The organism is Blochmannia endosymbiont of Camponotus quercicola, from assembly GCF_059935335.1.
Genome location: NZ_CP011794.1, coordinates 511,071 through 537,661, shown reverse-complemented (window position 1 = coordinate 537,661; position 26,591 = coordinate 511,071). Strand labels below are relative to the sequence as shown.

17 protein-coding genes are annotated in these 26,591 nt (G+C 27.4%); 3 read left to right on the top strand and 14 right to left on the bottom strand.

Annotation, left to right across the window (positions count from 1 at the left end; translation table 11 throughout):
* Positions 1-313: 313 nt before the first annotated feature.
* The 5 genes from dsbB to hns all read right to left on the bottom strand — a co-directional run bounded on the left by dsbB (position 314) and on the right by hns (position 7,988).
* The gene (dsbB, locus tag CBquer539_RS02265; protein ID WP_500836260.1) at positions 314-859 is read right to left on the bottom strand and encodes a disulfide bond formation protein DsbB; all 546 of its coding nucleotides are present in this window, start codon (positions 857-859) and stop codon (positions 314-316) included.
* 532 nt (positions 860-1,391) lie between these two features.
* On the bottom strand, positions 1,392-2,393 hold the full coding sequence (gap, locus tag CBquer539_RS02260; protein WP_500836259.1) for a type I glyceraldehyde-3-phosphate dehydrogenase: 1,002 nt from the start codon (positions 2,391-2,393) through the stop codon (positions 1,392-1,394).
* Positions 2,394-2,707: 314 nt separating this feature from the next.
* Complete coding sequence (gene sppA / locus CBquer539_RS02255) at positions 2,708-4,561, bottom strand: signal peptide peptidase SppA (protein ID WP_500836749.1); 1,854 nt, start codon at positions 4,559-4,561, stop codon at positions 2,708-2,710.
* Between the two features lie 217 nt (positions 4,562-4,778).
* Positions 4,779-5,585 (bottom strand): exodeoxyribonuclease III, encoded by an 807-nt coding sequence (gene xthA / locus CBquer539_RS02250; protein WP_500836748.1) that lies wholly within the window; start codon positions 5,583-5,585, stop codon positions 4,779-4,781.
* Positions 5,586-7,577: 1,992 nt separating this feature from the next.
* Entirely contained in the window at positions 7,578-7,988 is a 411-nt protein-coding gene (gene hns / locus CBquer539_RS02245; RefSeq protein ID WP_500836258.1) for a histone-like nucleoid-structuring protein H-NS, read from the bottom strand.
* A 573-nt stretch (positions 7,989-8,561) separates the two neighbouring features.
* Between hns and CBquer539_RS02240 the strand changes: the two genes are divergently transcribed.
* A complete protein-coding gene (locus CBquer539_RS02240) occupies positions 8,562-9,179 on the top strand; it encodes a thymidine kinase (protein WP_500836257.1) in 618 nt (205 codons plus the stop codon).
* Positions 9,180-9,630: 451 nt separating this feature from the next.
* Here CBquer539_RS02240 and cls read toward each other — a convergent pair whose 3' ends face one another.
* On the bottom strand, positions 9,631-11,103 hold the full coding sequence (gene cls / locus CBquer539_RS02235; RefSeq protein ID WP_500836256.1) for a cardiolipin synthase: 1,473 nt from the start codon (positions 11,101-11,103) through the stop codon (positions 9,631-9,633).
* An 849-nt stretch (positions 11,104-11,952) separates the two neighbouring features.
* Between cls and CBquer539_RS02230 the strand changes: the two genes are divergently transcribed.
* A complete protein-coding gene (locus CBquer539_RS02230) occupies positions 11,953-12,561 on the top strand; it encodes a TonB family protein (RefSeq protein ID WP_500836255.1) in 609 nt (202 codons plus the stop codon).
* A gap of 227 nt (positions 12,562-12,788) precedes the next feature.
* Here CBquer539_RS02230 and CBquer539_RS02225 read toward each other — a convergent pair whose 3' ends face one another.
* The 8 genes from CBquer539_RS02225 to ribA form a co-directional block, all read right to left on the bottom strand.
* Positions 12,789-13,526 (bottom strand): YciC family protein, encoded by a 738-nt coding sequence (locus tag CBquer539_RS02225; RefSeq protein ID WP_500836254.1) that lies wholly within the window; start codon positions 13,524-13,526, stop codon positions 12,789-12,791.
* 440 nt (positions 13,527-13,966) lie between these two features.
* Complete coding sequence (trpA, locus tag CBquer539_RS02220; RefSeq protein WP_500836253.1) at positions 13,967-14,809, bottom strand: tryptophan synthase subunit alpha; 843 nt, start codon at positions 14,807-14,809, stop codon at positions 13,967-13,969.
* Positions 14,806-16,002, bottom strand: coding sequence for a tryptophan synthase subunit beta (gene trpB, locus CBquer539_RS02215; RefSeq protein WP_500836252.1), 1,197 nt, complete (start codon positions 16,000-16,002; stop codon positions 14,806-14,808). The genes trpA and trpB overlap by 4 nt, the downstream gene beginning before the upstream one ends.
* Positions 16,003-16,045: 43 nt before the next feature.
* The gene (trpCF, locus tag CBquer539_RS02210) at positions 16,046-17,419 is read right to left on the bottom strand and encodes a bifunctional indole-3-glycerol-phosphate synthase TrpC/phosphoribosylanthranilate isomerase TrpF (protein WP_500836251.1); all 1,374 of its coding nucleotides are present in this window, start codon (positions 17,417-17,419) and stop codon (positions 16,046-16,048) included.
* Positions 17,400-18,425 carry an anthranilate phosphoribosyltransferase gene (trpD, locus tag CBquer539_RS02205; protein WP_500836250.1) on the bottom strand — a complete coding sequence of 342 codons (1,026 nt, stop codon included), beginning with the start codon at positions 18,423-18,425 and terminating at the stop codon, positions 17,400-17,402. Before trpD ends, trpCF begins: the two co-directional genes overlap by 20 nt.
* A 1-nt stretch (position 18,426) precedes the next feature.
* Complete coding sequence (locus CBquer539_RS02200) at positions 18,427-19,026, bottom strand: glutamine amidotransferase-related protein (protein ID WP_500836249.1); 600 nt, start codon at positions 19,024-19,026, stop codon at positions 18,427-18,429.
* A 2-nt stretch (positions 19,027-19,028) separates the two neighbouring features.
* Positions 19,029-20,597, bottom strand: coding sequence for an anthranilate synthase component 1 (locus CBquer539_RS02195; protein WP_500836248.1), 1,569 nt, complete (start codon positions 20,595-20,597; stop codon positions 19,029-19,031).
* Between the two features lie 2,809 nt (positions 20,598-23,406).
* Complete coding sequence (gene ribA, locus CBquer539_RS02190; RefSeq protein WP_500836247.1) at positions 23,407-24,006, bottom strand: GTP cyclohydrolase II; 600 nt, start codon at positions 24,004-24,006, stop codon at positions 23,407-23,409.
* 1,671 nt (positions 24,007-25,677) lie between these two features.
* Here ribA and CBquer539_RS02185 point away from each other — a divergent pair.
* Positions 25,678-26,463 carry an enoyl-ACP reductase FabI gene (locus CBquer539_RS02185; protein ID WP_500836246.1) on the top strand — a complete coding sequence of 262 codons (786 nt, stop codon included), beginning with the start codon at positions 25,678-25,680 and terminating at the stop codon, positions 26,461-26,463.
* The last annotated feature ends 128 nt before the right edge of the window (positions 26,464-26,591 follow it).

Genomic DNA, 26,591 nt, shown 5'->3' with positions numbered 1-26,591 from the left:
ATTTTTTTTAAATTTTAAGAATTTTAGGTTAATGTATTATATGTGTTTTTAATAAAAGTTATGAAATAACAAGGAGCACTACTAATAAATATTATTTAGTAGTTTTATTATATAGTGTAATCTACATTCGTGTTGATTTATTATAAATACTACTCCATAAAAAGTTTATACTAGACTCAATTAGTATTTTGCTTCTTGATAGCAATATGTGTATATTTCAGGCATAGTTTATTTAGTGGAGCCCAATAGTGTAATAATTTGTATGTTTATTTATAAACAACTAATGCGTGTTGTTTAATACAAGTAGTTGGTGTTATTTTTTATGTAAATTATAATTATTATCGTATTTGCTAAGATCAACAATTTGTGATAGACAAATCAATGTTGCTACTATTAAATAGTTAGCAAAAATTATGAGCATCCATTGGGATATTTCTAAAGATAAAAAGTACCATTTATATTCAGTACAATTGCCATTAGCATCAAATATGGTGGGCCACCACTTATTCAAAGGCATCCAATGAGGAAATTTGACAAACAAATCACACATTAGAAACGGGGAAGGATGTAATTGAATATCAATATATTCCTTGGCTAACAATAATCCCTTCCAAGCGCTATATATCCAAATCAGGATAGCAAGGAATCTTAAGGCAGTGATATGTGGAGCAATTGTTGCAATAAATCCCGCAATTCCTATACCGCATAGAGCGCATCTTTGGTAAATACATAGAACACAAGGTTTAATTAACGCAACGTGTTGTAAATACAAGGCTATTAATTCTAAACTAACAACGGTAAATATTAGTAAAATCCAACATTTTCTAGTTTTAGAGCAGATATTAAAAAAAAGTAACATAAATAATTACCTAAAATTAAAACAATTCAGTCTGATCTATGATAATTATTATAAAAATCAAATAGTTGATATAATCAAACCTTTTGCATATTGAATATTATTTTCAATGATATGTGTATAATTACATTTATATTTAAATTTTTACTAAGGCTATCAAATTAAAAACAATGATACAAGCATCAAAATTTAACTTTTTAAAATTAAATTTGAATTTATTCATGTGAAAGTAATATGTAATATCAAACGTTTGTGATGTCGTTAATTAATGTTGTCGATGGTTGGATTTAATATTATAGACGTATGGAAATTGTAATATTGTGTCGCACACAATGTGGAATTAATAAAAATTTTTTATAATTTTTAATTTTATTAATCTTTATCAACATCTACATTTAGATACAGATGTTGATAAAGATGTTGTTTTTAGTCACGAGCTCAAACAACATTTTATTTGAGTTTTATTAAATTGTTTTATTTGATTCTTTTAATAATTAGGTTCTGATAGATAGATTAATATGTATTATTAATAATACTATTTATATTTTGCAATATGCACACTCAAGTCAATTACTTTATCAGAGTAACCTGTTTCATTATCATACCAAGATATTAATTTAGCAAAATGATTATTTAATACGACGCTAGCTTTCGCGTCAAATATAGAAATTAATTTTTCTCCGTTAAAATCGCTAGATACTACTTTTTCATCGGTATATCCTATAATTCCTCTTAAATTTCCGTAAGCAGCGTTTTTAATGACATCGCAAATATTTTTATAAGAAGCGGGTGTGTCCAAACGGACAGTGAAGTCAACAACAGAAACATTTGGAATGGGAACACGGAACGATATTCCAGTTAATTTACCATCTAGTTCTTTAATAACTTTGCCTAATGCACGTGTTGCACCAGTAGAAGATGGAATAATATTTTGGTAAGCACCACGTCCAGTTCTCCAATCATTATGTATTGGAGAATCAACGGTTTTTTGAGTAGCAGTGGCAGCATGAACAGTAGTCATGATACCCTCAATAATTCCAAAGTTATCATTAATAATTTTGGCTAGTGGAGCCAAACAATTAGTAGTGCAAGACGCATTAGATACTATTTTTTCTCCGTTATAGAGGTGATGATTTACTCCCATAACAAACATTGGAGTATCATCTTTTGCTGGTGCCGTTAATATTACCTTAGAAGCTCCAGAAAATATATGCCCATGAGCTTTTTCTTGAGTCAAAAACATTCCCGTAGATTCAGCAACAACATCAATATCAAAATTTCCCCAATATAAGTTTTTTGGATCTTTTTTCGAGGTATAGTGAACAACTTTATTATTAACAATTAAATGATCACCATGCACACTAATCGTACCTTTAAATCGTCCATGAGTAGAATCATACTTCAACATATATGCGATATGTTCAATGTCTAATAAATCATTAATGGCGACAACATCTGCATCTTTTCGTTCTTGCGTGGTTCTAAAAATAACGCGACCAATTCTACCGAATCCATTAATACCTATTTTAATAGTCATATATTATATACTCCTGTATTAATCGTAATTATATGTTATGTCAGTAAATTTTAATTGAAAATATATTGAATATAGTTTAACAATCCATACTGTTATGATTAATTACGTTAATAATTTACATGTAACGTACGTTTTTGATATTTTATGCATAAATATTAATTAATTACATATTATCATATCACTAATATGTATAATTTAACTAATTATTTGTATTACTTATTGACAGATATTAAAAATTGATAAATTTATTATGTGATATTCTCATATATAATGTATTATAAGTATATAAATGTAACTCTTATTATTTATTATAATTAGGTTAAATAATTTAAGTCAAGAGCGTAGCAATGTTTTGGATCATTCCATGAAAATTGCAGGATATTAGAGTTGTTTATTTTTATACTGTCGTTAAAATTGGTTAATGAAACATGATGATTTAATAAATTAATAATTATAGTACAAATAATTTTATTAGTTTGTTGTATTAAGATATCTATCCAATTTACTTTATCTTCATACCAATTAAGGTGATATTCTGTTAAACAAGCTAGTTTAACAGCTTTATTTATTGCGTCATCTAGATCTCCTATATCATCGATTAATCCATTTTTCATTGCATCGTCACCGAGCCATACATGTCCTTGAGCAATTTTTTGGATATCTTCTGTAGTTTTACACCGAGATTCAGCCACAGTGTTAACAAAATAATGATAGCTAGTATTTACATAAAGTTGCATCATATTTATATATTCAGTAGGTAGTGGTGTAGTTATTGAAATATTCGCTATAGGCGATGTATCTACTCCATCGCTATGAATGCCGATAGAGTCAAGAGATTTTTCAAATGTATTAATAATACCAAATATACCTATGGAACCTGTAATAGTACTGTTACTTGCAATAATAGCATTAGCTGGGGTTGATATCCAGTACCCCCCAGATGCTGCTATCCCCCCCATAGAAACCACTACTGGTTTGCCAGAATTTCTGATAGCTATTAATTCTAATCTAATTAATTCAGAAGCATGTACACTTCCACCGGGACTATTAACACGAAGTACTACTGCTTTTACTTTAGGGTTAAACCGGGCACTGCGAATTTTATGGACTATAGTATCCCCTCCCATTGAACCTGGTATGTCCGGCCCATCTACAATAGGCCCATTAACACATATTATTGCTATTTGGTTGTCTTTTCGTTCTGTCGGTGCTACATGATTGTAATCATACATGCTAATTGAATTAAATGAAGTACCTTGTGTGTTAGATCCAAATATTTTTTTCATTATATTTTCTATCATATAATAAGGTGCTATTTCATCGATCCATTTGTTTTTGAGCGCATAGGCTGCAGTATCACCTTGCATTTGATGTAATCCGCTTAGGATATTGTTAATCCCTGGAAAAATTTCTTGTGTTGTTATGTTGCGATTAGCAGATATTTTTTTTAAGTATTGATTCCATAAACGATTTATTAATTTTTTTTCTTCATGTCGTACATGATCAGACATTTGATCTTGAATAAACGGTTCTACGGCTGATTTATATGTACCTACTCTAAAAATATGGGTATTAATTTTTAAATTATCTAATAGAGATTTATAATATAACTTACTGGTAGAGATACCTCTTAAATCTACAAAACCGTGCGGTGTAAGATAAATTTTGTTAGCGTAACTAGCGAGAAAATACTGTGATTGGTTATAATAATCAGAAATAGCATAAATTAATTTACCAGAATCTTTGAATTCATGTAATGCTTTACCAATATACTCCAATGATGCTTGATTGCATCCGGAAAAGTTTCGTAACGATAATATCAATCCGGTTATATATGGATCACTTTTAGCTTGACGTAATATATTAACGATATCAAACAGTGAGTTTTCTTTGGTGTTTGATTTGTTTATATTTAGTAAATATTGACTGAATTTTTGAAATTTATTATATGTGATAGGTTTGTCTACAATAGCGCCAGAAAGATCTAAAATTAATGCGGTGTGCTTTGACAATGGTGTGGAATCAGAATGATGTAAATTTAAATATATGCCCACACTAATAATTACAAAGATTATAAAAAATATATTTATTACTATTGTTCGTATCAGATACAGTGTACGTATACTGTATGTAAATACCTTGCAGATAATCTTCCATATATTCTGTATATATGCTTTAATCGTCAATGGCATTCTATATAATCCAAATAAACTTTATATCTTCATACCTAAATTGGTATTACACAATACGTATAAATTAGATGAAAATTTGAAATTTTCATGATTCTATTGGTTTTTAATAAATTTAAACTTTTAAGCACATTACCTTGTAGTAGTAATTGGGATTAAGTAATATGATTTTTTATTTGATAACGCAAAATATATGTTAAATATCCAAATCTACCCATACTGGGGCATGATCAGAGGGATGTTGCATGCTACGAATATTATAACTGATATCACTATTTTTACAACGATTTGCCAGAGGGTGTGTTGCTAATATTAAATCAATACGTAAACCACTATTTTTATCAAACCCATGAGATCTATAGCTAAACCAAGAATAACGTTCGTTATTTTGAGGGTGCATATTTCTATATATATCTATTAAGCCCCAGCTCATCAAATGATTGATCCATGTTCTCTCTTCTGGTAAAAAAGAACATCGTCCTGCTGCAAGCCAACGTTTTTCATTTTTTTTACCAATACCGACATCAAAATCTGTAGGACTAATATTCATATCACCCATAATCAGTAATAATGAATCGTTTTGATAAGTATGTTCTATGTAGTTTTGTAATTTTTTGTAAAAATGTTTTTTGTACATAAATTTTTCTGGATGATTTTTATTTTCTCCTTGAGGAAAATAACCATTAATAATAGTTAATGTACCTATTGATGTTGTAATGTCAGCTATGATGATGCGTTTTTGAGATAAATTATCGTCATTAGTAAACCCACGAATAATAGTTAAAGGAATTTGACGAAGAAATAATGCGACGCCATGATGTTTTTTTTGCCCGTAATAATATACGTGATAACCATATTTTAATATTTCTTTTACAGGAAAAAAATCATCATGTACTTTAGTTTCTTGTAAACCAATTACATCAGGTTCTAATTGCAATATAATTGCGTGTAATTGATGCATACGGGCACGTAATCCATTGATATTAAACGAAACAAATTTCATCATATATGAAGATAATTGCTGTAAATTATTTATGTGTCGTAGAAATATAAGTGCTATTTTTTTTTGGAAAAACAAAAGAATTAATCATAATTTATTATTATTATTATTATTAGTAGTATTATTATACTGATAAATGTATAATAGTGCATGTGTACATATCATTTATTGCGCTGATCAACCGTTAATCAATTTAATATATAGTTTTTTTAAGTATAGTTGATACTTAAAAATAGTAAATATTATATATGAATGTGTCGATATAATACAATGAATAATGAATGAAAAATATTTGTTGTGTTTTAATAAACTACTTAGGTGTGCATCAGGTTTGTATGATACAATGAAATTATCAACCTATTAAAACCATTACTATGATTGAGATTTTGTTATGTATTTATTATTTGGCGCGTTAATTGATTCAAATATAACAACAGATATAATTATCTTGCAAAAGCATAATGTATGCTTCAATAATCATTAGTTCCATTGTCAATCTATGTGATGAAATGTTTGTGTAAAGTTGTTGGTTGCCTAACCAAAATTAATGTTGATTTGGCATTGATTGTGCATCAATTTTTACTGAAGTTGTCAAAAATAATTAAAAACCAGGTCAAATATATATTTAAACCATAACTCTACCTGAAATAGAGTTATGGTTTTTTAACAAGTCTATTTTGAATATACAATAAAAGAGTTTTTTCTCATAAAACATGAGACATGTTAATCAATATTATGCGTGATATAAATGATTTTCATATAAATTAGATTTTTTAAAACTATTCAGTATGACTTCACAATAACTGAAAATTTATGATTGAATGAAATATAGTAAGTCTAAATTTTAGAGTTTTTTAATACGTTTATTATGATGATTGTTGATGTCAATAGACTTTTTGAGTACTTATATATGGAAGTAGAGACACTGTTAAACTTTCAAATTACAATATTTGAGAACGTATTGAGTAGTATCATTATCATTTTAGTAATTGTAATAATTTGTGAATTTGAATTTTTATTGGAATACATTAAGAAATGTGTAGCGATTATCCGATATATATATATATAGGTAATATTCAATTAATATATATTTAATATTTATTGACGTCAAATATTTTAATGTGAGTACTGAAAGTACTCACATTAAAAGTGAAAAATATAACATTGTATTAATATTAACAATATTACAGGAATGTTTGTGATTTAGTTTTAACTATTTTTAACATTTTTTAAATAATGATTATAATCGTAAGTATATATATTTTCGTAGGTATTTATAAGGGTATACGGGGTTATTGATTAAAAATTATTTTTAATAAATTATACGTGTTATTATATCATGTCTCATTGAAAATTTATGAAAGACATGGTAATACGAAATTCATATTGATAGCTACGTTTAAATAATAATATTTATATTAATTAAAAATGTTTAATTGTTAGTTTTATAATTAATGTTCATATATTTATTTGTAATTTGTTTATAAATTTATATTTATAAAAACATAACATTTATTGTAATACAGATTATAGTGTAGTTATTGATATTGTAGAAAAATATATGAATATATAGGGATTTTTTAATATAAAACTAAAACAGGATTTATTTATATGCCAAAAATAGTGTAGCAAGCCAATATAGTGGTTGGGTAATTTATTAGTTAAATAATAGTATTTACATGGAAAACTGATATTGTTAATTGATAATGATTTTTATTTGATGATATGATTGTTTAATTATGGTTAATAATTATTTTTTATATTTTATAATAAATGACTATTTATTGACCATGAAGGTAGTTAAATGCATTTTATTTTTTAAAATAACTATATTATGATATTATGCATAATATCATAATGTCGGTTTAAATTATTGTTACTAGTATGATATATTCTATACCATATAAAAAAAATTGAATATGGACAAAGAGCCTGACAATATAATCAGAAGCTCTTTGTTTTATGTGCAATATATAGAACATACAATCTTATTAATTATAATAGAAAATCTTCTAGTGTTTTCTTTTTTGCATCGATAGCTTTTTTAATAATTGAAGGAGTACGCCCTTGTCCGGTCCAAGTTTTAATTTCGCCATATTTATTGGTATACTGATATTTTGCTGGACGAGTTGCGCGTTTATTTTTATGAAGCGATTTGGTATTAGTATTCATATTTTGTAATAATTCATTAGGATCTATCCCATCAGCTATAAGCATATCGCGATATTGTTGTAATTTTCGAGAATGTTCTTCTATCTCGGCTTGAATTTGAGTGTTTTCCTTTCGGCGTTCATTAACAATTACTTCTAATTTTTCTAACATTTCTTCTAGGGTTTCTAGAGTACATTCTCTAGTTTGCGCTCGTAAAGTGCGTATATTATTAAGAATTTTTAGTGCATCGTTCATTGATTTAATCTCAAATATTATAAATAACAAGTCTGTTATAAGGATAGAGCGCTAATTTATTTTCCGCAATACCTAGGATGTTTTAATTTACAAATAATCTTATTAATATTGTATTAATTAGTAATTAAATATATATAGTCTCATAAATATCGGTGAGTATTATTCATATTTTACCCTATTAAAAATATTTAATTAAATGGATTATGTATTATTTATAATAGGATTTTAATATTACTTAATTGTTAAGTTTTATCGATCTAATTTATAATTATTTGTTTACTTAAAAAATTATAAAATATAAGCAATATCTTTTTATTAATTTATTTTTTGTTAGATACGTAGATGTGCATTAAGTATATAGGGGTTATTTATTTGAATCGTTGTTTTGAGTCTAAAATCTAGAACATTATAAAATACATATGTGATATTGTAAAAAATATTTCCCAAAAAAACTAAAAATATTTTTTATTAAATTTTTAGATTAAATAATTTTTTAAACTTAATATTATCATAATTAAATTAGCATTATGTTGCTGCATTAAAATATTCTGATTTAGATAAGGTGTTAACTATATGGCTCAATTATATTTTTATTATTCTGCAATGAATGCAGGCAAAACTACCGCATTATTGCAGTCTTCTTATAATTATCAGGAACGAGGAATGCGTACTGTGTTATATACTGCCAAAATGAATTCTCGAAACAGTAGGTATGAACAAATTAAATCTCGTATTGGATTGACTGCTTCTGCTAGAGTGTTTAGTATCGAAACTAATTTTTTTGACCAAATAGCAACTATATATGAAAAGAATATAATACATTGCGTGTTAGTAGATGAGTGTCATTTTCTCAATCGTGATCAAGTATTTGATTTAAGTAAAATAGTCGATCTATTAAATATTCCAGTATTGTGTTATGGGTTACGTACTGATTTTAGAGCTGATTTATTTTCAGGAAGTTTATGGTTATTAGCATGGGCAGACAAGCTGATAGAATTAAAAACTATTTGTTATTGTGGACGTAAAGCTAATAGAGTTCTTAGAATTGACGATCAAGGTTTAGTAATGAAAGATGGAAAACAAATAATGATTGGAGGTAATAATCGTTATGTTTCAGTGTGCCGTAAACATTTTTCAGAACAATTAGAATCACCATTATCTTCAATAAAATGTGTTCATCAAAATAGATAAAAATTCTATTAAGGTTTATATGTATGAATGAAACATATTTTATGTACAACAGAATATTATTAATATTCTATTTAACATGAATATTATTCGTAAATCTCAGAATTTTATTTTATCATTTTTTTGTCACCGCATAAAAACATATAATATACTACAATTCGTATTATAATTATTTTATATAATATATAGTTCATATATATTTTATGTGTATATTTTGATTGAATTGCACATAGATAATAATAAAATACTCTGAAATCTGGTTATAAAATTAGGCGCAAGAATTAAGTTAATTGTTCATATATAAGTTGTAATAATTAATACATATTTGACTACGATAAAGAAAGGAATCATAGATGTATTTATGATATTAAGTATGTTTTTATTTAATAGGATGTAATATGTAGTTTGTTATGTTTATTTTAACTATGTTATTACAAGCAATCAGTAAAAAACCTTATAATAAAGGACTTAGAAAATAAAATAACCGTTCAACAATACGCTCCCAATAAGGACGTTTAGCCCATTTTTGAGGATCGATTATTTTGGAATGGGCAATGTAGTTTTGTTGTATTTTTTCTAGTTCATTGCTAAAATCTTTACTATCAATCACTAAAGTAATTTCAAAGTTTAACCATAAACTGCGTATATCCAAGTTCACAGTTCCTATCAGACTTAATTGTTGATCAACTAATACGCTTTTTACGTGTAACAATCCATTTTGGAATTGATGTATTAAAACTCCAGCTTTCAATAATTCGCTAAAAAATGCTCTACTAGCCCAGTTTACTAATATAGAATCATTATTTTTCGGAATAATGATATGCACTTCTACTCCTCGTTGTGCTGCTGTACAAATGGCATGTAATAAATCATCACTAGGTACTAAATATGGAGTAGTAATGATAAGTTTTTTACGCGCTTCGTATAATGATATTAATAATGCCTGATGAATTATTCCCTCTGGACATCCTGGTCCGGAAGGAATAATTTGAATGGTGTGTCCTCCTGTTAATGTTAGTTTGTGAGCTGATATTATATGAGTATCTAATAATAATGGGAACAATACATGTTTTCCTGTTTCAATTTCCCAATCAGAAGAAAATATTATGCTCATGGCTGAAGCCGCGGGACCGTCTATACGCACCATAATATCAATCCACTGGCCAACACCTATGTTTTTTTTAAACAACTGTGGATCTACCATATTCATGCTGCCAGCGTAAGCAATATGGTCGTCGATTAATATCATTTTTCGGTGTTGCCGCAAATCCATGCGGCGTAAGAATACACGCAACGGATTTACATGTAGTGCTTCTACAATATTAACTCCAGCTTGTCGCATTATATTGGGATATGCGCTGCTAAAAAAATTAGCACATCCAGCTGAATCTAATATAATGCGACATCGGATGCCTCTTTTGGCGGCTATAATTAATTCTTTTATAACATGATCTACTAATCCTCCAGATTTCCAGATATAAAATATCATATCAATGCTATATTGAGCTAATTCGATATCTTTAATTAACGATATGATAATATCGTCAGTTTTTTTAAATAATTGTATTTGATTGCCTCTTATAGGCCCTATTCCTTGACGATGTTCGCACAGCTTAAATAATGAAGAAGCAATAATGCTGTGTTCAGTAGAAAATATATGTTTGTAAGTTTTTAGCATTTGTATGCGACGCATAGTAGATGACCATGCTATTTTGCTTCTAGTGGATCGCTGTTTACCAAGATTGGATTCTCCAAATAGTAGATATGTAATTATACCTATTAAAGGTAACACATAAATTACTAATAACCATGCCATGGATGAGGGTACTGCTCGACGTTTTATTAAAACTCGGAATGTAACTAATACGATTAATAACCAATAACTGCATAAGAAAATACAATTAAATACGGTATGAATCGTAATCATGATTACAATAAATCCTATTTAGATATTTATGGAATATTTTTAACAAATATTATAGATTATTATTGCATATTTATTTTATGACAAATTTTGCAATGGCATAAAAGGGTATAATAGATACCCGTAGTGATTAGACACTAATCGGTAAATGTATTCGGTAATGTTAATAATTATTTAATTATATTCGTTTTATTGTATATTTATACATTATAAATATATATGCTAATTGCAAGATTTATTGTATTTTAAGTAAATAAATTAATTTCTATATTTTCTATAAAATTAGGATTATTGTATGTGGTGCAAAAGAATATATATGTCGATTGTTCATGCTGATTAGTATATAGAGATAACTAAAACGCCTGATGTATGTTGTATTTGATTAAAATTTTTAATTTTATTCAATTAGAATTGATGATGAATATTTTATAATCAAAAATATATTTGTTTAATTCATTTTAAAAGAGTGTTCTAAAGATGTTTTATTCATGCTGTAAGCACATATTTTTGATGTCTTCAAAATATGTATGAAAGATAAGACTAATCACATCAATAAATTGAGTTACTTTATTAAATAAAATTTAAATAAAATGCTATGCGTACTAATGTTTTAAATATATGCAATAATAGAAGAGATTGTGGTGTACAAATATATTGTATATGAAGTATTGAGGAGAGTAATAAAAACAATTTTTCGTACAAAAGTATGAAATGCGTAAGATCATAATGAAATATGATTTTTTAAAAAAAAATAAAAATTTGATTATATGTAACTGCCGGCGTATGTGGCAGAAACTGTTTATGTCAGTTTATTTTTGTTATTTTTTGTCATGCGTAATGCATGTGTTTGTAATGAATGTATTGTTGCATCATTTTTATAATTTGGTTAATCAGTCTATTTGTACACAAAAATCTCAAATTGTTACATTGTCGTTACTGCAATCTAATCAGATTTTTCATGACCCATTAGAAAAAAAACAGTTGTCAAAAACATTAAATACGTTTCAGAAGAAACAAAATTTAAAATCTAAAATGTGCGCAGAAAAACAAATTTTAAATAATTGTAAAAATGAATTAAATTATGATAAAAATTTTCCTTTAGTTGAAAAAAACAGTATTAATGCTATAGAATCCGCAACACATTCTGCGCCTTCGTCTAAGAGATATCATGATCATGATGAGTCCTATGTTTCTGCATGTATAATTAATCGTATGCATCCTGAATATCCTAATAAAGCGAAAATATTAGGTATAGAGGGAAAAATTACTGTACAATATGATGTTAGTACTAAAGGGAAAATTGATAACATACATATATTATCAGCTGTCCCTGCTGGTATGTTTGAAGAAAGTATTAAATCAGCTATGCGTCGCTGGGTATATGAGAGTGATAAACCAGAAAAAAATTTGATTATTACTTTCAAATTTTGTTTAAATTCCAGAAAAACGTTTAATAATTGATATTATCATAATTTTATTGGTAAATTTATTTATGTATATTTTATATGCAGTTATGCTTGTTTAAATTAATTGTTGGTTTTATAAATGTATTATAAAATAAGTTTTTTATATTAAATTTAATAATATTCAAGTGTCATTATGTGTGTTATGACCCGCGAAAGTGTTCTATATCATATTAGCTATTTAGAATATAAATATAAACGTTAGATTTTTAAAAATTGATGATTTCATATTGTTTTGATAATCATATATAAACGATATAAGTAAATTAAAATAATTACAGATAATATATTACTCAAACTATTGATTAAAATTTTATCAATAAAGAACCAAGCATGGGAATTTTGAACTAACATCAGTATAAATATAACTTTCATTGAAAACCACAACAATATTGGTGGCATAATTAAATGAATGTGACGACAGCTTACCTTCATGCTCAGGTACATAGCTTCCATAATAGCCATATTATCAGTAATAACTATAATCGGAGTTAAACTCATGATAATAGCTAATATAATACCTGGAATAATTGCTATCATTAGACCTAATTGTATAAACAATGTAGTGTAAAAAATTAACAGTAATAATTTTGGAAATATTGGTGTTGCTAATTTAATAATGTTTCCTACATTGAAAGATTGATTATCTTTATCAGCAGTAGATATTAGATGTAACATGGTCAGTATACTTCCGAATAAAAAGGTATTGCTCAGAAGCTTAGAAATAGTATTAGCAGCAGATAATTTTAATAAAGTATGCTGTTGATCTACTGACAACTCTTTGATCATATTTTGTAAGTTTACACTAATAAAATTATGAATAAATATAAGATCTTCTTTTTTCGGTAATAAAATATAATCTAAGCTAGTTTGAATTAATGTTGTAACCAGTATTAATGTTACGATATCAGCGCGATAATTGCGAATAAAACATAATACATCCTGAGACAGTTTGATTATCATGGCGTTAATAATTTTGTCCAAAAAATATTTTTTAAAAATAAAGCAATCAACTTTTCTTAAAGTTGAATCTACGAAATATAGTTTTAAATATTAAATTTTAAATAAAATACAACGTGATTGCATAAATAGTTAATTTGCATAATGTTTTTCAGAGATACTTACATTGGTGATTTTTTAAAAATAACCGATAGTTTATAATAAGCTGAATGTTTTTACTGTTATGTTGTACGTAAAAAAGCATGTTCATAATTAACACAATGCATATGGGTGTTAGTAATTGCTGTAATGGGTAATATCGTCTTATGCCAAGTAGTATTCAAAGTTTAAGCATAACATATATAGCAAGTTTTTGTAAGAACATGTATGAGATAAATTTGTATGATATGTAGTATATAGCGTTCAGGATTTTATGTTCTATAAGGATTGAATGTGCGATGCTGTTATTGATTTGAATTTATATTAAAACACATAGATCTTTTCATAAGACGTACTAATTTTTCTAGTTGCATAAGCATTAATTTTGTATTAGATATATTTTCTTCAATAATATTTACAATTTTAGAACCAGAAATGATCCCAGAAGTTCCTAATAATAACGATTCTTGAGCTTGTAATGGTGTATGTATTCCAAATCCTTGAAGTATAGGTAATGTTTTTTCTTGTTTCTGTATACATTGAATCAAATTATGTAATACAGTGGTATTATTAATCATTTGTGCATCAATATCAATACCAGTCACCCCGTGGCGGGATAATAAGTAGATATATCCGTGTCCCTGAGTAGTGATATTATGTATTAATTCTTCAGTAGCATTAGGTGGGCAAATAAAAATATGAGCTATTTTATGTTGTGTAGCAGCATTATAAAACGGTGGACTTTCTTCTATAGGAAGATCAGGGATTAGCACGGAATCTACATCTAGTTCTGAACAACATGAGTAGAAATTATTTATTCCGTTTTTAAAAATTAAATTTGCATAGATTAATAATCCGATAGGTAAATTTGGATATTTGTCACGAATATTATGTAATATCATCAAACAACGTGAAAAATTCATACCTGCTTTGAAAGCACGTTCCATGCTCTTTTGTATTACAGGCCCATCTGATATAGGATCAGAAAATGGTATGCCTAATTCTAATGCATCGGAACCTGAAGCAATTAATGTATCTATGATATTCATAAAAGCAATGGGATTTGGATATCCTATAGTAATGAAAGGTACGAATGCTCCTGATTTTTTTTGATTTAAATTTGAAAATAACTGTTGATAACGATTCATTTTGATCTATCTCTTTGATTGTATAATGCACTGTAAACTGTAGAAATATCTTTGTCTCCACGTCCAGATAAATTAACTACTAAAATTTGTGCTTTGTTTGGTTGTTCTTGCATGATTTTTAGTGCGTATGCTAAAGCATGAGCAGATTCTAGAGCTGGAATAATTCCTTCATAAGTAGATAATTTCTTAAAAGCTGTTATGGCTTCTATATCGTTAACAGATACGTATTGTACTCGACCAGTATTTTGTAGATAAACATGTTCTGGGCCGACAGATGGAAAATCGAGACCAGCAGAAATAGAATAGGAATTTTTTATTTGTCCGTCTGAAGACTGTAATATTGAAGTTTTCATACCAAAATAAATTCCTATGTCTCCGTGTTGCAGAGCAGCGCCATGATGTTCGGTATAGACGCCTAATCCTCCAGCTTCTACACCGAATAATTGTATTGATGGTATGTCAATAAAATCGGAAAATATGCCAATAGCATTAGATCCTCCTCCTACGCAAGCAATAATTGCGTCTGGTAAGCATTTCTCATATATTTGTATTTGTTTGTATGTTTCTTTGCCAATAATACGTTGAAATTCCCTAACAATTGTGGGAAAAGGATGTGGACCAGCAGCTGTCCCAAGCATGTAATGAGTGTATTCATAAGTTTTTGACCATTCCCGCATAGCTTCGTTACAAGCATCTTTTAAGGTTTCGGATCCATGATGTACTGGAATAACTTGTGTCCCCATTAATTGCATTCTCAAAACATTGAGTTCTTGACGTTTTATATCTTTGGATCCCATATAAATACGACATTTTAATCCTAAAAGAGCTGCTGCAATGGAAACAGCAACTCCATGTTGACCGGCACCAGTTTCAGCGATGATTTCTGTTTTTAACATACGTTTTGCTAATAGTGCTTGTCCTAATACTTGGTTGGTTTTATGAGATCCTCCATGCAACAAGTCTTCACGTTTTAAATAAAGTTTAGTTCGAGTGCCTTTTGTTAAATTTCTACATAGTGTTAACGGAGTAGGTCGACCAGCGTAATGATTTAAAAGATATTTGAGTTCTTTTTGGAAAACAGAATCATTTTGAGCCGATACAAATGCTTCTTCTAATTGAATTAACGCGGGCATTAGAATTTGTGGTACATACATACCTCCAAATTCACCAAAATAGGACGGTAGTTTTGTCATATTAAATTACTTTATTTTTTAATTATTTAAAATTTATTTATTTTTAATAAGACTTGAGTATTTGAAACACTTTGATAAGTTTCTGGTGATTTTTAATACCCGGTCTAATTTCAACTCCAGAATTAAAATCTAAACCTAAACAACCTACACGTGCTGCTTTCTTACAATTGTTTATCGTCAGCCCTCCTGCTAGAATTATTTGATCTAATTGCATGTTAGCAAGCAGCGACCAATCAAAAGTTTGTCCGCTACCTCCTTTTCCGTTATCTACCAAATAGCGATCTACATTCATTATATTACATTTTGATAGTGGTTTATGATTCATATTAATACTTTTCCATATACGACATGTATTCGGTAATTTTTTTCGTAAAATATTAATGTAATCTTGATCTTCTGTTCCATGAAGTTGAACTGCCGATAAACTTAATATGTTAACTATGTTAACAATATAAGAGATTATAGCGTTACAAAATACACCAACATAACTTAAACGTTTTACATAAGAAACAATACGTTGTGCAGTTATGATATTTATGTAGCGAGGTGAAGTTGGAACGAAAATTAAACCTCCATATATTGCTCCTAATTTGTATGTAATATAAGCATCTCTCACTCGAGTGAGCCCACATATTTTATTTTCTCCTAAAATTAGTTTTTTAATCGCTGTACTAATATTTGGTTGGGACATTAATATTGTTCCGATTAAAAATCCATTGACATAGCGCCTAAGTTTTCTTATGTGACAATAATTACTAATACCAGACTCGCTGATTATTGTGATCGTACTGGGTATATGTTTACTTAGAGTAATAGTTCGATTTAAATCAACGGACAGATCATGTAGATTGCGATTGTTTATACCGATAACTTTAGCTCCTAAGTATTTAGCACGTTTCAATTCATTTTCGTTTGTTATTTCTGTTAGTACACCCATACATAATGTATGGGCTATTTTGACTAATTTTTGATAAGTTATGTCATCTAAAATTGACAACATCAGTAAAATAGCATCAGCCTGATGTAAACGCGCAAAATAAACTTGCCATTCTGAAATAAAGAAGTCTTTACATAATATTGGTTGTTCTACGATGTTACTTACTTGGCGTAAAACATCAAAATTTCCATGAAAGTATTTGTTTTCAGTTAATACCGAAATAACTGAGGAGTAATTTTTATAGCTTTGGACTATCTTTATAGGATCAAAATTATTACAGATAATACCTTTAGAAGGAGATGCTCTCTTACATTCTAATATAAATATTGTTTGGTGTTTCTGATTGGATACAACGTGATAAAAATCCCGATTACTTGCTTGTATTTTAGTTTTTAAAATATGCAACGAATGCTGTTTTTTTTGCTCAGTTATCCAATTTTTTTTATATGATAAAATTTTATCAAGTATTGTGTGTTGCATGATTTTGTATCCTAGTTTCTGACAAAGAAATCAAACGAGCGTAAGGTATGCCATGATGCATTGTTTCTAAAGCTACTTGTACGTTAGCACATAAATTATTATGCCCGAATAATTTTAATAACAATGCTACATTAGCTGCTATTACAGCTGAATGCGCAGGTTTTCCTTTTCCTTGCAGTATATTAATCATGTATTCGAAAGCTTGTTTTTTCGAATGACAGTATAGTGTTTCTATTGGGTAAGAATCTAATCCAAAATCTGATGCCGTCAAAATATAATTATTTATGATGTCATTGTATAATTCCATTACGTGAGTAGGGGCATGTAATCCTACTTCATCTATTCCTCCGCAATGTACTACTATTGCATGATTGTATTTAAGTAGTTTTAATGCTTGGATTATAGGTAATAACAGTTCTTTTTTATATACACCAATAAGAGTTAATGGAGGTTTGGATGGATTAATTAATGGACCTACTATATTAAACAATGTAGGAGTGTTTAATTGCTTGCGTATGGGCATGATTCGATGCAATACTGCATAGTATTGAGGAGCATATAAAAAACATATGCCTAATTCATCAAATGTTTTACGTGATTGTTGCGCACTACTTCCTATATGTAAATTATATTTTTCTAAGAAGTCCATCGATCCTGTTAGGCTAGATATACTGCGGTTGCCATGTTTAATGATTTTTGCGCCACAAGTTGAGGCAACAATAGCGCTTATTGTTGAAATATTAATAGTATTGCTATTATCTCCTCCGGTTCCTGTAATATCTGCAAATAAGCTATTTGGACTCGGAAAAGGTTTGACATGATCTAATAATATATTTACGGCTCCTATGATTTCCTCAAAAGTTTCTCCACGTATTTTCATACTGATAAGTGCCGACGCAATTTGTATTGAAGATAATTTTCCTTTTATTATGTTATAGAATAATCTTTCACTTTGTTCTTGGTTAAGATTTTTACCTTGATGTAAAGTACCTAGAACATCTTTCATGTTATTTTTTCCTTGTATAAGCATATATTGCCCATGCGATAGTTTGCTGAATGAGTTGTGTTCCATGAGTAGTGAGGATAGATTCAGGGTGAAATTGAAATCCGCAAATCCGATCAGAATCATTACGTACTGCCATTGCTGTGTGTTTGTTATAATAGGCATTAACTCTTAAATGATTTGGTATGTAACTACCTATTAATGAATGGTATCGTCCTACTAGTAACGGGTTTGGGATATTAGAAAACATAGCTAAATTATCATGGTGTATCAGAGAAGATTTTCCATGAAAAATTTTTTTTGATTGTGATATATGTCCTCCATAAAATTCTACAATGGCTTGATATCCCAGACAAATCCCAATTATTGGGATTTGTCTGTGTAATTGTGTTATCAATTTCGTCATGCATCCAGCTTTACTAGGGGCTCCAGGACCTGGTGATAACATTAAAATTGGATTTATCATGTTGGATAATGTGTTTATAATTATGGATATTGGTAGTTGATTAGTATATATCAGCACACGATGTCCATTATTACGTAACTGATCTACTAAATTATATGTAAATGAATCAATGTTATCTAACAATATTATGTTACCCATTGTTAAAATAACTCCTTAGAACCATGCGCTGTAGCAATGGCGCGTAAAACAGCACGCGCTTTATTACGACTTTCATCGGCCTCTGATTGAGGTATAGAATCTATTACTATGCCAGCTCCTGCTTGTATTGTAGCTATGTGATTTGTGACGTAAGCTGATCGAATGATGATACATGTGTCTAGATGTCCAGAACCAGTTAGGTATCCAATAGCACCCCCATAAGTGTTACGACGTACACCTTCTACCTCGTAAATAAGTTGCATAGCTTTCATTTTAGGCGCTCCAGTTAATGTACCCATATTCATACATGCACGATAGGCATGCAGCGCATCAAGATCATGACGTAACTCTCCTATTACTCTAGATACTAAATGCATAACAAAAGCATATCTATCTACTTTTAGTAAATCAGCTACATAACGACTACCCGCTTTGCAGACACGCGCTAAATCATTTCTTGCTAAATCTACTAACATTAGATGTTCCGATAGTTCTTTATGATCGAGGCGCATTTCTAATTCTATACGGTTATCTGAATCTGAATCCAATGATCCGTCAGGATGATAAGTTCTAGCTCGTGTACCGGCAATGGGGTAGATTTCAATTTGTCGAGTATCTGCGTTATATTTTAAAGAACTTTCTGGAGAAGCTCCGAACAGTGTAAATGTTATATCTTGCATAAAAAACATATAGGGACTAGGATTATTAGTTTTTAATACATGGTACGCTGCTAACGGAGAAGGACATGGAAGGAAAAATCGTCGTGAAGGGACAGCTTGTAAAATTTCTCCTTGACGTATAGCTCTTTGTATTTTACGTATAATTCGTTTATATTGTTTGTCGTCTGGATCACAATATAGTGTCATATTGTGTATTTTTTTATAGGGAATAGTTTGAGGTTGAGGTATTTGATCGAGTTGGTTTTTTAATTGATTCATTCTCGTTTGTAACCGATCTTTTTCTAAAGTGTTTGGGCTAAACAAACTGCTTTGTAATGAAGCGACATATTTTTGATGATCGAAAACTAATAGTGTTTCAGCTAAGTAGAAACAGTAGTCTGGACATGTATAAGTATTAGTTAACTGCGGAAAAGATTCAAAACAAGATATCAAATCATAGGAAAATAAACCTCCTAAAAATATGGCTTTAGCCATATTTTTAGGAGGTTGTATTATCTTTAATAATCCCCGCAAACAGTCGAATATCGAAATTGATTGTAGACGAGTATCTTCATCAATCATTTTCTGTGTCGTAGGAAATATAAATTTAATTTTGTCAAAAGTTTTAATAATTTGTACTTTTATAGGAAATGTTTGTTCTAGTAATGGGAGTAAACTCGCTCCATTTTTAGTCAAAGCTTGTACAGTTACAGTTGAGCCGTACGCGGTAATACGTAAGGCGCTGTCAATAATCATCATGCTTTCTATGTTATGTTTTTTATGAATTTCTGCTGATTCTAATAATAAGGTCGAATCACGTTTATTACATAATTGATTAAAAACCGCTGCTGGATTAGAATGATAGCGTACGTGAATATTTAAGCATTCTATTTGATTTTTTTGAAATCTCATTATTTTAATTTACCCAGTTATTTATTTATTTATTACAAACCTCGTTGATATTAACAGCTTAAATGAGAGAATATTCAATTTTACTGTGATTCAGTATGTATCATTTTATAAAGACATAAATACTAATTATATTAGTAATACTAGTTTTTTTTTTAAATGTCAAATAGCTCTAATTATAGAGACAGTAAAAAACATTTTATTGAATATAACTTATTACTTATGAGATTAAGCAATAATATGCTATGGATTTATCTGAAGTATAATTGTTGTAATAAATAGCAAATCATATTAAATAATATATGTGATACATAATTATTGGTTTTTATGTTTGTGATAGTTTCGTTGGAAAGTATTATTACAAATAATTAACTATAATAGAATTTAATAAATGTATTTGAATAAACATTATAAATATATTCAAATGTATATGTAAATATATTTGTATAATTATATTATTTATTGTATGGATATATAGTATATATATATTTAATTTTAGAAAAGTTCAAAAATAATTAAATATAAATGTTTTAATTGATTAGTATAGAAGTTCTTCACAATTAGTATATATGATAAAAAATTTAAGATTGATTAGATAGCTATTTAAAATTTAAGATTGTATTTAATTACTTAAATAGATAACTATTCATATGGTTAATTTTAAATTATATATCTATATATAGATGAATCGTTTTTATGGAAAGCTTTGTCTGATGACAGGAAAGATCAACGATTTATTTTTATGTTTTATTATTTATTTTGATATTAAATTTTTTTAATAATTGATGAGCTAGTTGTTGTTAGGAATATAATGATTGCCACCGTGTTTAAAAAGAATTGCCTAAATATTAAAGATGTGCTTAAAGTATTGTTGATTTATATTAATAATATGAATTATTCTATAATTAATTTTAGAAAATGGTAGTTAATAGAAATTAACAAAAGTTTTATACAGATTATTTTAAAACTATTAATGATTTATTTATTATTGAATTATTTTATACTTGGTTAATTTGATGTATGTAGTAATGATGATATAATATGTTTGTTCATATCATATAAGAACATGATTATTAGGATATTTTAGTATTCACAAATATTTTAATTAATAATATTGTGGTGATTCTATATGAATGATAATGTGTTCAGCGTCGGAATTGCAACTTAAATATAACAATAAAGATAATTAAGCCTATAATTTTTATTTATAGGAAAATCTGATCAGGTTAAGATAAAGCCACTAAAACTTAAATAATAATCATAATAATAATAATATAGATTGGTGTATAAGATCAAACTGTATGTATATTTTATTTGTGATAAGAACTGCAGCATGAAATAAATACGTATAATTACAAATATATGTATTGCAAATGTGCATTGAATAATTTAGTGGTTGATTTATATTTTTATTAAGTGTATTCAGAATGATATTATTTGTAAAATTATTATTGTGTATATCAATTTGATTATATAGCTACAGAATATATTATTTGTTTTAATAAAATTTAAAATGAGTTGGTAATAGATAACGTGTTGAATGAGGCGGCATGATAAATTAAAATTCATTAAAATAGATTAATTGTCATTATGTAAAATGAGATATCTTAACTACAAATTGATTTATTTAGTATATTATTATAATTTAAATACATAATTAAACATCATGGTAATAAATAATAATTAATTATTTTAAAAAATTATATTTATAGAATTATTTGTTTTTTAATTGTGATTAAATGTGTTAAAGATGGCAATATTAATAATAAGTAAATTATAAAAAATTTTTTTACAATTAGATAAAACATAATTTTATTGTATTTATATATAAAATATTGTTTATATTTTATATATAAACGATGAAAAGATATGAAGGAATTCACACGCATATAATTAATAATTAAATATTATTTATAGATCTACAAAAGGAAATGATAAAAAAATTTATGTAATGGTCATTCTGTTAAATAATTACATGTGAATGTGGACATATGATGATGTGCTGTTATGGAGAATTTAATTATTATTATGCATAAGTAATTGATGTTTATATTTAAAAAATCATTATTTTTTAAGTATTTTAATCGGGTTTTGAAAATAGAAATAAATAGATAGATAGATAGATAGATAGATAGATAGATAGATATGAGAGTACAGAAATTTATTTTTTATTACAATGAGTGATTAATAAATTAAATATACATATAATTGCGTGTGTGATTACAATAATTCAGTATACAAATACATTTATAAAATAAAAATAATATGTATTTTATACATAAAGATATATGATTTTTTCAGGTTGATATAGTTAATTTTGTATTAACCAATACATTATTAGAATTTTTTATTTATCTAAAAAAAAATAAGATCTAATTATATTAGATATTAATATTTAATTAATTCCAAGGATAATAGTTTTTAGAATTAAAATATAAACTATACGTTATATAAATATTTTTAAGTTTTTTGAATTGCGTATAGATTTATAAAAATTTGATATATAAAAAATGAATTAAATTTACAAGATTAATTATTAATGAACACTATATTTATTTCAGCTATTTTTTATTTAGATTACGCTAGAATTAACATTCTTTTAAAATTTTTTATAAAATAAATGAATAAAGTTGAATATTTAAGTTCAAAAATTATTATTTTGATTTTTTCAGTAAAAAGGAACTAAATTGTAATTGTTTGTTTCTACATATGCATTCATGCATATGTGGTATATTGCATATAGAAGTGATTAAAAATTTCACATAATAGCAAATTTATTTATTTTTTTGCAGAATTATATAAAATATAATTTTTACTTGTTATAGTTATAAAATAGATGTCCTAATTTAGATGCTTTAGTATCTAAATATCTAGAGTTTTCGGGGTTTCTTCCTACTATTAATGGAACTCGTTCTATTATATTTATACATGATTTATTTAAAATTTCTACTTTTTTTGGGTTATTAGTTAAAATACGTATTTCTTTTACACATAATAATTTTAAAATATCTGCGCATATAGTAAAGTCTCGTTCGTCGGGAGCGAAACCTAGACATTGATTTGCTTCTACCGTATCAGCTCCGCTATCTTGTAATGCATAAGCACGAATTTTATTTAATAATCCGATATTGCGTCCTTCTTGTCGATGATAGATTAAAACCCCACGTTTTTCTTCTGTAATACAATGTAATGCTGTTTTTAATTGAAACCCACAATCACAGCGTGAACTAAATAAAGCATCACCTGTTAAACATTCGGAATGTATTCGTGTTAATACTGGATCAGATCCAGTGATATTTCCATATATTAATGCAACATGATTATGTCCGGTGAAATTTTCCTCAAACCCTACTACTAAAAAATTACCCCAAAGTGTTGGTAATCTTGCTTCTGTCACACGCCTAAGTCGCATTTTATTACCCCTTTAAAGATGTAATCAAGAATGTCTATTTTTATTGAAGAATTGATAGTTTCTCGATAATCGTATCGAAGTATAAAAAATATATTATATACACATGATATTTATGCTATAGTTGTTTGTAGCGCAATAATTACTAATTAATAATCAAGTATTCAGCATATATGATATGGTATTGGGATACGTATAACTACTAAAGTTTTTATTATCAATATGATATGTGTTATATGAAAAACCCATATCATATTGATAAATGTTTTATTCTCAGTGAGTTTATTTAAAACTCCATATTATACAGAGTTTTAAATATAAATGTCTTTTATAAATTTTAAAATTATAACAGTATAATATACTTAATAAAATTTATGAATATCTATTATGGATTATTTGATTTAAGTTAAATGCTGAAAACATATAGGGATGATAAATATAATTAAGTAATTTATTTTTTAGCTATGTTAAATAATTATAACTAGAATAAATACTTTATCATTTAATTATATTTTATTTCAATGAGAACAAAAAATATATGAATAAGGAACACATCATATGTTTTTTAATGTTGTTTCAATATAAAATTAGTATAGTAATTAATAAAATAGTCGATATTTATAGGCATAATCTATGATAGGATTTGTGTTTTTTAACCTATTTATATGAGCCGATATGAATAAAATGGTTTTTTATTGATTTTTATGTTTTTTATTTTTAATAAAACTTGTTTGTGAAATTAAATAATTCGTATTTTATAGATTTTATTTCTATATTTCTCTATTTTTATTGCAAAATAAACATATCAACCTATAGAAAATACAAAAGTGCAACGAATACGATTATTTAATTTTTGTATAGAAGCGTATAGAAAAAGATGTTATCTATACCAAATGATATATGGTAGTGCCAAATCAATATTAAATAACGATGATTAAAATTGTTATTAATCATTGATAGTCCGCATATGATTTGAGCAATATGATGTATGTATGCATACATGTACATTGTATACATTAGTATGAGTAGGAGATTATAGATATGAATTTATTTCAATGATTAATATAATTTAATCTCAATAGGTGTATAAAAATTAATTTGGGAAGTAATAACAATTTAATTAAACCAATTTTGGTTGCATGTATAGACAATAGAAATACAGTACTCTGAAAACTTTTAATGTTAATTATTAACACTGACGATTTAATTGAATTTATCTACAAATATAAGTTTTATAAATATTTTTATAAACCGTGAGGATTACTCAAAATGAACAGCATGCTCTGTATAATTGAAAACATAGTAGTAGTAGTAAAATTTTATATCTAATGAGATATACAATGTTGATTGTAAATAGGATTTAGATTATTGTGATATGATAATATATCATATATAGTTTATATTGGTATAGCACAGTATGGTAATTATAGATTATAATAAGTGATAAAATTTACAGTTTGAGAGTGGTATTACTACTATGTTGTGTAATTTTTCATAAATTTATTAAATTATCTTTAATTCTAACTTCCAAGTTCAGAATAAATAGCGGTGTTGTTGTAAATAACAAACAAGGTTTTATGAAAATGTACTAATAATTATATGATTAATTTTAAATAATTGATGTATTTTAAGTTTGATTTGTAGTAAATGTTATTTTTTTTTGGAGATATAAGTATGGCATTGCTTAGCAATAAGCGAATTTTAGTTACCGGCATGGCCAACAATCGTTCTATAGCTTATGGTATTGCTCAAGCCTTATATAGAGAAGGTGCTGAATTAGCTTTTACCTATCATACCGATAAATTAAAATTGAGGGTACAAACTTTATCTAAAAATTTTGACTCTGATATTATATTACCGTGTGATGTATCCGAAGATTCTTGTATATATAAATTATTTGTTGAATTAAGAAAAAAATGGTTGACTTTTGATGGATTTGTTCATGCGATAGCGTTTGCTCCTACTGATCAGTTGACAGGTGACTACGTAGATACTGTTACTCGTGAGGGATTCGCATTATCTCACGTGATTAGTTCTTATAGTTTTGTGGGTATAGCTAAAGCATGCAGAAATATGCTAAATAACAACGCATCCTTAGTTACTTTAACTTATTTAGGAGCTCTTCGTGCTATACCCCATTATAATGTAATGGGGGTGGCTAAAGCTTCATTAGAAGCTAACACTCGTTACATGGCTAATGCTATGGGGCCAGAAGGGATTCGCGTGAATGCAATTTCTTGTGGGCCTATTCGTACTTTGGCATCCTCTGGTATTAAGAATTTTAAAAAAATGTTATTGTATTACCAAAAAAAATCGCCGATTCGTCGTAATATTTCCATTGAAGAAATTGGAAATGTTGCTGTATTTTTATGTTCTAATTTGTCTTCTGGTATTACCGGAGAGATAGTTTATGTTGATGGTGGATTTAATATTTCAGCTAATATAGATGATGCAGAATGACTAAAATAATCAGTAATATAGGATGCAAATTGTTGTATAGAAATATTTAAAGCATCATATATAGTTATACAAATTTATGTTTTGTATGTAAGTTATCTGTTTCATTTGAAAAGTTTTGGTTATGATGA